General features: G+C 40.4%; 11 protein-coding genes, 4 tRNA genes and 1 riboswitch. Of the genes, 13 read left to right on the top strand and 2 right to left on the bottom strand.

Annotated features, from left to right (window positions below; all coding sequences use genetic code 11):
- Positions 1–274: 274 nt before the first annotated feature.
- The gene (locus FN960_RS20560) at positions 275–736 is read right to left on the bottom strand and encodes an SAM-dependent methyltransferase (protein WP_143850744.1); all 462 of its coding nucleotides are present in this window, start codon (positions 734–736) and stop codon (positions 275–277) included.
- A gap of 143 nt (positions 737–879) precedes the next feature.
- A riboswitch (cyclic di-AMP (ydaO/yuaA leader) is annotated at positions 880–1,041 on the top strand.
- A 92-nt stretch (positions 1,042–1,133) separates the two neighbouring features.
- Here FN960_RS20560 and FN960_RS20555 point away from each other — a divergent pair.
- The 3 genes from FN960_RS20555 to FN960_RS20545 are packed head-to-tail and all read left to right on the top strand — an operon-like array spanning position 1,134 to position 3,600.
- Positions 1,134–1,541: an adenine nucleotide alpha hydrolase family protein gene (locus FN960_RS20555; RefSeq protein ID WP_143850743.1), complete on the top strand. Its 408-nt coding sequence runs from the start codon at positions 1,134–1,136 to the stop codon at positions 1,539–1,541.
- A 33-nt stretch (positions 1,542–1,574) separates the two neighbouring features.
- On the top strand, positions 1,575–2,231 hold the full coding sequence (locus tag FN960_RS20550) for a potassium channel family protein (protein ID WP_143850742.1): 657 nt from the start codon (positions 1,575–1,577) through the stop codon (positions 2,229–2,231).
- Complete coding sequence (locus FN960_RS20545; protein WP_143850741.1) at positions 2,224–3,600, top strand: TrkH family potassium uptake protein; 1,377 nt, start codon at positions 2,224–2,226, stop codon at positions 3,598–3,600. The genes FN960_RS20550 and FN960_RS20545 overlap by 8 nt, the downstream gene beginning before the upstream one ends.
- Before the next feature lie 56 nt (positions 3,601–3,656).
- Here the strand turns inward: FN960_RS20545 and FN960_RS20540 are convergent, their stop codons facing one another.
- Complete coding sequence (locus FN960_RS20540; protein WP_260682090.1) at positions 3,657–4,562, bottom strand: NAD(P)/FAD-dependent oxidoreductase; 906 nt, start codon at positions 4,560–4,562, stop codon at positions 3,657–3,659.
- Between the two features lie 156 nt (positions 4,563–4,718).
- On the opposite strand from FN960_RS20540, the gene FN960_RS20535 reads away from it, so the two are divergent.
- The 10 genes from FN960_RS20535 (at position 4,719) to FN960_RS20490 (ending at position 12,071) form a co-directional block, all read left to right on the top strand.
- Positions 4,719–5,126, top strand: a complete 408-nt coding sequence (locus FN960_RS20535) for an RrF2 family transcriptional regulator (protein WP_143850739.1) — start codon at positions 4,719–4,721, stop codon at positions 5,124–5,126.
- Between the two features lie 83 nt (positions 5,127–5,209).
- Positions 5,210–6,004, top strand: a complete 795-nt coding sequence (locus tag FN960_RS20530) for an RNA polymerase sigma factor (RefSeq protein WP_143850738.1) — start codon at positions 5,210–5,212, stop codon at positions 6,002–6,004.
- A 13-nt stretch (positions 6,005–6,017) separates the two neighbouring features.
- Entirely contained in the window at positions 6,018–6,608 is a 591-nt protein-coding gene (gene clpP, locus FN960_RS20525) for an ATP-dependent Clp endopeptidase proteolytic subunit ClpP (protein WP_143850737.1), read from the top strand.
- A 224-nt stretch (positions 6,609–6,832) separates the two neighbouring features.
- Complete coding sequence (locus FN960_RS20520; protein WP_143850736.1) at positions 6,833–7,558, top strand: YqcI/YcgG family protein; 726 nt, start codon at positions 6,833–6,835, stop codon at positions 7,556–7,558.
- A gap of 309 nt (positions 7,559–7,867) precedes the next feature.
- On the top strand, positions 7,868–9,694 hold the full coding sequence (locus FN960_RS20515) for an assimilatory sulfite reductase (NADPH) flavoprotein subunit (RefSeq protein ID WP_143850735.1): 1,827 nt from the start codon (positions 7,868–7,870) through the stop codon (positions 9,692–9,694).
- Between the two features lie 21 nt (positions 9,695–9,715).
- On the top strand, positions 9,716–11,437 hold the full coding sequence (cysI, locus tag FN960_RS20510; protein WP_143850734.1) for an assimilatory sulfite reductase (NADPH) hemoprotein subunit: 1,722 nt from the start codon (positions 9,716–9,718) through the stop codon (positions 11,435–11,437).
- Between the two features lie 198 nt (positions 11,438–11,635).
- A tRNA-Arg gene (locus FN960_RS20505) sits at positions 11,636–11,712 on the top strand.
- Positions 11,713–11,719: 7 nt separating this feature from the next.
- Positions 11,720–11,796, top strand: a tRNA-Pro gene (locus FN960_RS20500).
- Positions 11,797–11,877: 81 nt separating this feature from the next.
- Positions 11,878–11,951: transfer RNA gene (locus FN960_RS20495), tRNA-Gly, on the top strand.
- A gap of 43 nt (positions 11,952–11,994) precedes the next feature.
- Positions 11,995–12,071, top strand: a tRNA-Ile gene (locus FN960_RS20490).
- Positions 12,072–12,276: the final 205 nt, after the last annotated feature.

The following is a 12,276-nucleotide window of genomic DNA, read 5'->3' as shown; positions in this document are numbered from 1 at the left end:
CGGAGGGCTTTTTTTCTGTAAATAGGGTAAAAAGAAATCCCACAGGAATGCTCCTACGGAACAGAACGAGTCTGAAGACATTGAAGTGGTGTTCTTCCACTTCAAGGGCTGAGACCGTTCCCGTGGAAAGCGTAGGTTTCTCCTGTAGCGGTGCTCATGAGCTCTTTCTAGATGATTTTTTCAGTTGCCTCCTTTTTATCCCGCAGGTGTCGGCCTCCATTTTCGTCCGTTTGTTAGATGGCTATTTGGAATCAATATTACACAATCATAAGGACTATGCCTTCCAATAATCCTTCATTAGATCGTGTGACCATTCCGGTTGAACAATGTCTTCTTGTGGCTGGAACTCCTTCATAACGGGTTTGATGTCGATCACGGGGGTGCCATCGATACAATCTAACCCTTCTACAATTAATCGTTTTCCCTCACGCCTAATTAAGGTAACAGTAGTAAGGCCAAGTCGATTGGGTCTGTTTTTTCCTCTCTGTGCAAAAATCCCAACCAAAGGAAGTTCCTTGAGGTTTCTCGGGTGTCTTGCTCCATAGATGACCTTTTCTTCCTCTACTTTATGAAAATAGTAAAGAATGTCGAGATGTGAGAATGTTTCGATTTCAAAAACAGCCTCTTCTGAAAATGAATCATTAAGCAGAATGGTTGATTGAACAGAACCCCAAAAATCATCTTCTACAGTAGCTCGATTGTTTGATACCGTTGCGATTGGTTCGATCGTTATCATATTTCTGTTTTTCCTCCTATATGCAAATAAATGGATACTTATGATTATACATTATTTTCCTTGCAACTAGTTAAAAAAAATATAAAAAAAGACTTTATTTATTTGAATAACAGGCGTATGATCATTTTTAGAATTGAACTACACACGAAACAGCGCAGAATATTTCTTTGGAAATAACGGAGGAACCATAAATGGCTGCTCATGCTGCCTGGGGTTAATTGCTTACCGTTTATGATGAAGGCAACGGGCACACTCTCAAGCCCGAACCCGACAGCTAACTTCGTATGCGTGTTGAGGGAGATAAATCGGTGCTTATCTTTAGAAGCTCTGGATTAGGCTCTCATTAGTCTGGAGTTTTTTTGTGCTGTAGCGATCTATTAAAGGAGGTTCAACGAAAATGAACATGGAAGAAAAAATTATGGTATGTCATATCTCAGAAAATCAAAATGGAGATCCGTTGTTAAAAAGAGGGGTAGAGCTTTCAAATATGTTTGACTCGCCTTTATATATATTATATCTCAGCTCTCAATCTAAAGACTTACAAGAAAAAGAAGTCAAAGAACGATTAGAATGGGAAGAATCCGATCAGACTAATCACATGAGCTCTATTTATCAGACATACAAAGATCAAGATACGTTACCACAAATTATCCTTGAAAAAGCTCGTGAGAATCAAATTACACAGCTTGTGATTAGTGAGTGCAGTAAGTCTAGGTGGGAGCTTCTCAAAAAGGGTGACTTCATTAATCGTCTGGTGTGCAAAATGGGCGATATTGATCTTCACATTGTTCCAGCATCGAAGTAACTAACTAAGCGAGTTGGTACTGGAGGAGACCACGTGAAAAAGCAATTTATTGTTATTGGTCTGGGTCGATTTGGCAGTAGTTTAACAAAAACGCTCATGGAAGCAGGACACGAAGTACTTGCAGTTGATAAAGACCTTTCCCTTGTTCAGGAAATGGCGGAGATAGCAACCCATGCTATCCAAGCTGATTCAACAGATGAATCTGTTTTAAAGGAGCTAGGGGCTGGGAATTTTCATCATGCTGTTGTAGCTATCGGTGAAAATTTACAAGCTAGTATCTTAACCACACTTATCTTAAAGGAAATGAATGTTCCTAAAGTAACAGTGAAAGCTAGAAATATTATGCATGGGAAGGTGCTAGCGAAAATTGGTGCAGATCAAATCGTTTATCCAGAACGGGATATGGGCATCCGATTAGGAAAGCAGCTAAGCTCTGATAATCTGATTGATTATATTCAACTGTCACCTCATTATCATTTAGTTGAGATGAAGGCGCCAAAGGCTATGAATGGATATACATTACAAGAGCTTGATATTCGAGCAAAGTATGGAATCACAGTTATGGCTATACGTTCCGGAGACGATATCAATGTGTCACCTCGTGCTGATGAAAAGATTCAAACGGGAGACACCCTATTATTGATTGGCTCAAGTGAAGAAATAAACCATTTGGAGCGTAAATATGAGTAACCATGAGAGAAATAATAAGATAAGCAAGAAGCTAAATCAGCTGGTAAACAAGATGAGTCCACCTCAGTTTATTATGCTGATTTTTCTTATCCTTATTTTTGTTGGAACAGTGCTTCTTGCGTTGCCTGCTTCGGCAAGCAGTGGACTCTCGATTGGTTTGCTAGATGCCTTTTTTACGGCAACGTCTGCAGTCTGTGTGAATGGTTTAGTAGTCGTGGACACGGGGTCTACCTTTTCTACATTTGGTCAAACGGTGATAGCGGTCCTTATTCAAATAGGTGGGCTGGGGTTTATGACATTAGGTGTAGTGCTGGCCATCTTACTCGGTAAAAAAATTGGGCTGAAGCAACGATTAATTATTCAGCATTCCACGCAGTCTCAATCCAGCTCTGGACTTGTGAAGCTCTCTTTATATATTTTATGTATAGCTATTGTATTTGAGTTGATTGCATCCATTATCCTGACGATCAGGTGGGCGCCGGATTTAGGCTGGAGTGCAGCCTTATATTATGCTGTTTTTCATTCAATTTCTGCCTTTAATAACGCTGGCTTTGCTTTATGGTCAGATGGTCTCTCATCCTACTTAGGTGATCCGGTTGTTAATTTAACAATCATCACGTTATTTGTAGCCGGTGGTCTCGGATATATCGTAATCGTTGAGCTGTTCAAAAAGCGTTCGTGGAGACGACTTTCTCTCCACTCCAAAATAGTTCTACTTAGCTCTGGTCTATTACTTGGTGTAGGGTTTGTTCTACTGCTCTTACTTGAAAGCTTTAATCCAGAAACCTTTGCTACCTTGTCCTGGTCAGAAAGGATCTGGAGTGCATTCTTTCAAAGTGCCACGCCTCGAAGTGCTGGATTTAATACGTTAGACATTAGTAGCATGCTTTCATCTTCGCAGCTATTACTCATCATGTTAATGTTTATTGGCGCTTCGTCTGGAGGGACTGGTGGAGGAATTAAAACAACAACCTTCTTTGTCTTACTTTTAGCGACAATTAATACATTTAGAGGTGGAGGTCAGGTGCATGCGTTTCAACGCAAAATCTCTACGGATGTCATCATGCGAGCTTTGGCTGTTGTAGTCAGTTCTCTCCTTTGTGTACTATTGGTTTCTTTATTACTTACGATTACGGAAGGCATGTATGAGGAGCATTTTTTAGAAGTGCTTTTTGAAGCCACATCAGCGTTTAGCACCACGGGTTTATCCATGGGCTTAACTAACGAACTGACTTCTGTAGGCAAGGTAATCGTAGCCATCACGATGTTTGTAGGACGACTTGGACCTTTAACGCTAGCCTATGCGCTAGCTGAAAAGCGTCGCAAATCAAAAATTGGCTATCCAGAGGATCATGTTTTGATTGGATAGGTTAGTCAAAAAAAGCTCTGTAGCCTCTAAAAAGGTACAGAGCTTTTTTATTTGTATTAGAAGCGTTCACTTGTTAGATCAGCATTGACAGCGGCAGCTGCTTTGCTTCCAGAGGCTGCAGATGAAATGAGCTGTGAAAATCTAAAATCAACCGCATCACCTGCTGCGTACACATGCTTTCTAGAGGTTCGTCCCAGCTCATCAATTACTAGAGAGCCTTCATCAGTTATATCCAGTCGTAGTATTTCTCGTAAAGGATTCAATTGGAAATTAGGAGCCACAAACCCGCCTGTACGATTGATTCGTTGGCTGTTTACAAACTCTACCTGCTCTAACTGCCCGCTATTCCCACGTAACTCCTTGATCGAATCCTCAATCACTTTAATCCCTTTCTCTTCAAGTACTGCTTTTTCCTTTACATCTAACTTTAGCCCATTGGTTGCCAGTACCAAATCATTTGACCAGTTATAAACAAGCTTGCTCAGGTGTACACTATGAATGGAATCACTTATAACAATTAACGGCTGGTCTCTAAGCTCCCACCCATCACAGTAAGGACAATTAAACAAACTAGTCCCATAAAAAGTCTCAACCCCATTAATTGGTGGTAACTCTTCTTTAATGCCGCAAGCCAGAATAATTTTTTCGGCATAAAAGATGTCTTCATCTAATGTGGTAAGAACAAAATACTTTTGATCCGTCGTTTCCTCTATACTTGTTATCCGTTTGTTGGCCAGTTGGACGGAGGGGTATGAGAGTAGCTCTTTGCGGCCAATCTCACGAAACTCAGCAGGGGAGGCACCGTCTCTTGTTATAAAGCCATGCGATTCTCTGGTCACTTGATTGCGGTTCGTATTGTCATCAAATAGGATCACGTTTCTTTTAGCTCTTCCTAAAACAAGTCCAGCATTTAAGCCAGCTGGTCCGCCTCCGATAATGGCACAATCATATATTTTTTTCATTTTCATTCCTTCTTTCATATATATTAAAGATACTTTATATCTATAATAAGTATACGTAAGATAATGTGCAAGAAAAAGAACTCGTGAGAAATTGACCAGCACCTAAGGAGTTGAGATAATAAGCTTACTATTATATTCAAGTGTAGGTGGTAAAAAATGAATTATTCTAAAGGGACGAATTATGCTTTGCACACAATGCTTCATCTTGCTATGCAGGAAGGCAGACCGATAGTAGGTGTTCAGGAGCTTGCAGAGCAACAGCAGGTATCACCAACCTATTTGTCGAAGATTTTAACAAAGCTTGCAAAAAACAATCTCATCGAATCTTTTTCCGGCGCCCAAGGTGGGTACCGCCTCAGTAAGGATAAATATGATATTACATTTTTGGATATTATTCAGGCTATTGAGGGAAATACGCCGTTGTTTAAAGGCTGTCATAATAATAGCCCTGGCTGTTTAATTGAAGCGGTCATGAGAGATTCTGAAAATAAGATGGAAGAACATTTAAAGCAAACATCAATCGGTCAGATCGCAGAACATCATGAGAAAGAATCAACGATATAAATTTTATTTTTTTTTAAAACCGTATCTAATCGAGCGGTTTTTTCGTCTATTAAAGTGAAGTCAAAATTTTTAAGGAGGCAGACATGCGGCCGCTTGTTAAAGAAACTCCAGTTATTAACGAAAAAGATGACTTTGAAGCCATCGTGTCACCATATATGCCAGTACTTAAATCTCACTGCACCTATGTAACCCGGTCGAAATGGGATGGAGAAGATCTCATGCAGGATGTGTTAGTTCGCTTATATAATCATTGGTGTAAGCACCAACAGCCACTAGCTAAAAGCTATGTGCTTCGTGCCGCAACCAATACATGGATTGATCGTCTGCGACAAAAAAAGCCAAACGAGCTGTTAACTGAAGAAACTATAGAAAAGAACACACTGAGATCCTCCCATCATTCAGAGGTATTAGATTCGGCTGTCCAACGTCTACTTAACACATGCTCACCAAAACAAAGAACGGTCTTGCTTTTAATAGAAGCCTTTGGTTTTACTGCAAAAGAAACTGCGGACGTTCTTGGTGAGACAGAAGGATCGGTTAAAGCAAGCCTTCACCGTGCAAGAAAAAGTATTAAAAATAAAACGATTGACGCATCAGTTGATGTAGAGGATGAGCTGGTTTCTATTTATAGCCATGCGATTCAGCAGGGGCATGTTGACACGTTTATTCAATTGTACAACCAAGATATTCAAGGCGTGTTAGCTGAAACGAACGTTAGATCGGCACCTAATGACCACACAGTTCAAGTTATTGGCAGAATTAACTCTGGCTACATCCTTGTGAGTGTCCAATTAAAAACGGGCAAAAAATTGTTTATCCCTGTGTATCAGCTATCGACTAGTGCTGTGTTAAACACTGCTTATACGAATGCTGCATAAGAGAGGAGCGCTTATGACAAATGTAATCCCTTACGTTGTTGAACAAACAAATCGTGGCGAGAGGTCATATGACATTTACTCCCGCTTGTTAAAGGATCGAGTGGTTTTTTTAGGGACAGAAGTGAATGACAGCATTGCGAATAGTATTGTTGCTCAGCTGTTATTTTTAACGGCGGAAGACCCAGAGAAAGATATTTCGCTTTATATTAATAGCCCTGGAGGATCCACTTCGGCTGGGATGGCGATCCTTGATACGATGAACTTTATCAAACCGGACGTGCAAACCATATGTATCGGTTTAGCTGCTTCTATGGGGGCAATTCTCTTAACTGCTGGAGAAAAAGGAAAACGTTTTGCTCTGCCAAATAGTGAAATAATGATTCATCAGCCACTTGGCGGGGCACAAGGGCAAGCAGCTGATATTGAAATTAGTGCACGGCGCATCATTAAATTGCGTGAAAACATGGAACGCTTTGTCGCGGGACAAACGGGTCAACCTGTAGAAAAAATAGCACGAGACATGGACCGGGATTATTTTATGACACCAGAAGAGGCGAAGAATTACGGGTTAATTGACCAGATTATTAACAAAGAAAAAGAATAGACAGTGGCTTCACTCGAACTTTATCCGAACACAACGTACGGTACGTTGTGTTCGGATTTTTAATTTGAGAAGAATTATTACAGCTTTGTGTATGAAAAAGAATGATTAAGAATAACATTCACCAATAACGTTTAGATTTTATTCATTCAGGTTAATCATACAAGACAGTTTGTGACCCGCAAAAATTGAAAAACGTGCATCTATTCTAAGATAGGAGAAGTGACATGTTGAATAAATTTCTATTAACAAAAGAAGACATAAGTGACCCATCCATGGTGCCAGAATGGCTCCATCGAGAATATAAGACGTTTAACAGCATTGTTACAGATAAAACCTTTCCTTGCTATTTTGGTATGAAAGCGGAAAATAAAGGTGAACTACGTTATGCCTATCTTACACAAGAAGATTGGTCGAACCTGCCTAAAGCATTAGAGGAATTCCTTGAACTTTTTAAAGAGCCACCGTTTATTAGACACGGGTTATTTGTATTTGTAGAACCAGAAATAGAAACTCGGGCATTGGATTATTATCGCGATTATTTCTGGCGAGTACTTCAATATTTACATCAGCAAGATAAAATCGAATGGCCACCAGAAAGTCCAAGAGATCCGGAGCATTATTTGTGGGATTATCACTTTGGTGGCGAGCCTATTTTTGCTTTTGGTAATGCACCTGCTTACAAACAAAGGAAAACAAGAGACTTGGGAAATAGCTTAGTCATCGGGTTTCAGCCTCGGAAGATATTTAAAGGATTAGAAGGCACCCAAAAAGGTGGCGTCATGTCGCGAGAAAAGGTTCGTGAACGAGTAGAAGTGTGGGATCAGTTGCCTACACATCCCGATATTAGTCACTTTGGAGACATCAACCACAATGAATGGAAACAATTTTTTATAGGTGACGATATCGAACCGATTAAAGGGAAGTGCCCATTTATTCACGGGTCTCAATGATAATATGTAGAAATAAAGTCCGTACCTTTTAGTAAGGTGCGGGCTTTATTTTGTTGTGAGGTGAATAGTAGCGATAGTACTTCAAGTTGTGGCTTTGGTGTATATTCAAAGGAAAACTTCCTTCATATATTTAGAATGTTGGTCGTTTAGTGTACACTAATTAAAGCGTTATCATACTCGCTATAATGTCTTAAAACCAATTTGACAGATAGGAATTATAAAGTTAGGATGAGGTAGTAAGAAATGAGTAACGTGTGTTTTAATTGAATGAAGTACGTAAGTAAAATAGCGTTTCGTGAGGTGGATAACTTGCAGCTCCATAGTCAAAATAGCCCTTTTAATCAGGAACAAACAGACTTATTAAATCAATTGTTGCCAACTTTAACTTCAGAACAAAAGATATGGATTAGTGGGTACTTAGCTGCTTCTCAATCGATTGCAGTGACAGAACCGACACAGCCAAGTTTGTCTACAGAAAATAGTCAAACTGTTCAAGTAACTAAAGATGTTACCATTCTTTATGGTTCGCAAACTGGGAATGGCCAGAATTTAGCTGAAGAGTATGCGCTTCAGTTAGAAGGTAAAGGTTTTGAAATAACCTTATCTTCTATGAATGATTACAAACAAAAGGAATTAAAAGATGTTCGTAATCTATTAATTATTATCAGTACACATGGCGAAGGGGATCCACCGGATAATGCCCTGACTTTCTTTGAATTTATTAATGGAAGAAAGGCGCCGAAGTTAGCTGATTTAAATTATTCTGTTTTGGCTCTTGGAGATACTTCATATGAATTTTTCTGTCAGACGGGTAAGGATATTGATCAGCGACTGGAAGAGCTAGGAGCTAATCGCCTTTATCCCCGTGTAGATTGTGATGTTGATTTTAGTGAGGATGCTTCAGAGTGGTTTGAAGGAACGTTGATAAGCTTAAGCGAATCACACCAAGTCAGTCCTGAAGGAGTTCCTGCCGCATCAGTAAATCAATCAACTGATACTCAATCGACTCAATATTCTAGAACGAACCCATTTCATGCTGAGGTATTAGATAATATTAATTTAAATGGACGTGGATCTAATAAAGAAACCAGGCATTTGGAATTATCTATTGAAGGCGCAGGCTTAACATTTGAACCGGGTGACAGTATCGGCCTTTATCCAGAAAATGATAAGGCATTAGTGGAGCTACTATTAAACACAACAAAGTGGGATCCAGACATCTCTGTACCTATTAATAAGCAAGGGGATCTATTATCCTTGCGTGAAGCATTAACAACAGTTTACGAGATTACAATATTAACAAAGCCGTTTCTCGAAAAAGCCGCTCAACTCACTAGCCATAATGGCTTAAATGATTTGTTGGCCGAGGGTAATGAAGAAGAGCTTAGAGAGTACCTCTATGGACGAGACCTAATTGATTTAGTGCAGGATTATGGACCATGGGAAACGGATGTAGTCGAATTTGTTTCTATTCTGCGGAAAATCCCTCCTAGACTCTATTCAATTGCTAGCAGCTATCAAGCAAACCCGGATGAAGTGCATTTAACAATTGGTGCCTTACGATACGATTCACATGGCCGCCAAAGAACAGGAGTCTGCTCTGTGCAATGTGCTGAACGTCTTGAGCCTGGAGATACAATTCCGATATTTGTTCAGCGTAACCCTAATTTCAAACTGCCTGTTCAAACCGACACACCGGTTATTATGATTGGACCTGGAACAGGTGTAGCTCCTTTTCGATCATTTATGGAAGAAATAGAGGAATTAGGGGACCAGAGAAAGACATGGCTTTTCTTCGGAGAGCAGCATTTTGTCACGGACTTTTTATATCAAATTGAATGGCAGCGCTGGCTGGAAGAGGGTATACTCACGAAAATGGATGTAGCATTTTCAAGAGATCAAAAAGAGAAGGTCTATGTACAGCATCGTATGTTAGAGAAGAGCAAGGAGCTTTATGAATGGTTAGAAGCTGGTGCGACTGTTTATGTTTGTGGCGACGAAGCGTATATGGCCAATGATGTACATACGACGTTAGCAGCTATTCTTCAACAAGAAGGTCAACTAAGCGCTGATCAAGCAGAAGCTTATCTAAAAGACTTGCAGCAGCAAAAGCGCTATCAGAGAGATGTTTATTAAGGTAAGAGAGGAATGAGTAGAATGGCTAACTCAGATAGTGTTCACAGCAAGGAAGGGCCACCGAGTGATGTAGAACAAATTAAGGAAGAGAGTCATTATCTGCGAGGATCGCTAGTGGAAACACTAAATAATCCTTTATCAGCAGGAATTCCTGATTGGGATAACCGATTGATGAAATTCCATGGTAGCTACTTGCAGGATGACCGTGATCTTCGTAATGAACGCAGGCAGCAGAAGCTTGAACCGGCGTATCAATTTATGGTGCGGGTAAGGGCTCCTGGTGGGGTGGCAACTCCAGAGCAATGGTTGACGATGGACCGGCTTGCTCATGAATATGGAAACGGAACGTTAAAGCTAACGACAAGACAGGCATTTCAAATGCACGGCATTTTAAAATGGAATATGAAAAAAAGCATCAAAGAAATTAATGATGCGCTCATGGATACACTTGCGGCCTGTGGAGATGTAAACCGTAATGTTATGAGTAACCCCAATCCATATCAATCTGACATTCACGGGGAAGTGTATGAGTGGGCACGTAAGCTTAGTGATTATTTATCACCACGAACACGAGCCTATCATGAAATTTGGCTTGATGAAGAAAAAGTAGTAGATACGCAATCAGATGAAGAGACGGAACCAATGTATGGTAAATACTATCTGCCTAGAAAGTTTAAGATTGGTATGGCTATTCCTCCTTCTAATGATGTGGATGTTTACTCTCAAGATCTTGGTTTTATTGCGATTATTGAAAATGGTGAACTAAAAGGATTCAACGTAGCAGTGGGTGGAGGAATGGGCATGACCCATGGGGACAAAAATACCTATCCTCAACTTGCTCGAGTCATTGGCTTCTGTACGCCTAATCAAGTATTAGATGTTGCAGAAAAAATCATTACCATACAAAGAGACTACGGGAACCGCTCAGTTCGTAAATATGCTCGTTTTAAGTATACAATTGATGCGAGAGGATTAGACTGGCTAATACAAGAGCTTAGTGAAAGATTAGGCTGGGTGCTTGAGGAAGAGCGAGCTTTTTCATTCGATCACAACGGGGATCGATATGGATGGGTGAAGGGCGCTAATAATAAGTGGCATCTAACATTATTTATTCAGAATGGAAGAGTGGCTGATTCAGAGGGTTATCCACTGATGACTGGTTTAAGAGAGATTGCCAAAGTACATACAGGAGACTTTAGATTAAGTGCCAATCAAAATCTAGTGATCTGTAATGTTACTAGCCAAAAGAAGAGAAAGATTAATCAGTTAGTTGAACAGTATGGTTTGACAGATGGCAAGCATTATTCGGCATTGCGTAGAAGCTCAATGGCCTGTGTGGCACTCCCAACCTGTGGATTGGCAATGGCTGAATCTGAGCGCTATCTTCCTACCTTAATAACTAAGCTAGAGGGTGTCATTGAGGAATCTGGCCTGCGTGACGAGGAAATTGTCATTCGTATGGCAGGGTGTCCAAATGGCTGTTCTCGTGCGGCCCTTGGTGAAATTGGCTTTATAGGTAAGGCGCCGGGTAAATACAATCTTTATTTAGGTGCAGGTTTTGCGGGTCAACGTTTAAGTAAAATGTACCGAGAAAATATTGGAGAAGAAGAAATTTTAGAAACCCTTAAGCCGATTATTTCTGATTATGCGAAGCAGCGCATCCATGGTGAACACTTTGGCGATTATGTCATTCGTGCAGGGTACATTAAAGAAGTTAGATCAGGCACAGATTTTCACGAGTAAAATAGAGTGAAGAGGAACGGCGTCTAATTATTGGCGCTGTCTCCTCAATCTGTTTGAATCTACAGACTTTTATGTGTGTAAAATATTTTTCAAAAAAGTATTGAAGCTTATCAGCGGACGTGGTATATTGTTACTTGTCGTTAAGAGAGAGACGTACTAGCCAATCATATTTACTTGGTTGCATGAGAAAGTTAATGTGCGCCCGTAGCTCAACTGGATAGAGTACTTGACTACGAATCAAGCGGTTAGAGGTTCGAATCCTCTCGGGCGTGCCATATATTACGGGAAGTAGCTCAGCTTGGTAGAGCACTTGGTTTGGGACCAAGGGGTCGCAGGTTCAAATCCTGTCTTCCCGACCATTGTTCCAGAATTAGAGAGATACATATTGTTATTGAGAAAAAGCTTGTAGCGCTAAGATAGTTATAGTGTTGCGTTTATATGCGGGTGTAGTTTAGTGGTAAAACCTCAGCCTTCCAAGCTGATGATGTGAGTTCGATTCTCATCACCCGCTCCAAACTATATAATTTTTAGAACGAACTTTTTTTATGCCTTTTTTGGGGCCTGTAGCTCAGCTGGTTAGAGCGCACGCCTGATAAGCGTGAGGTCGGTGGTTCGAGTCCACTCAGGCCCACCAAAAAAACTATTGACAAACCCATTGCGGTTTGATAATATTTAAAAGTCGCCAAATGAGCGACGGAAGTTCTTTGAAAACTGAACAGAAGCCAAGCGTACGAAGAGATACATGATATCTCATAGTAAGAAAAAGTCGTAGTTTTACTACGCAAAGCAAGTCAGCAATGAGCAATCAGCTCATCCACTTTTATGGAGAGTTTGATCCT

The organism is Alkalicoccobacillus porphyridii, from assembly GCF_007293315.1.
Lineage (GTDB): Bacteria > Bacillota > Bacilli > Bacillales > Bacillaceae_D > Alkalicoccobacillus > Alkalicoccobacillus porphyridii.
Note: the sequence above shows the minus strand (reverse complement) of the source record. Positions and strands in the feature narration are given on the sequence as shown.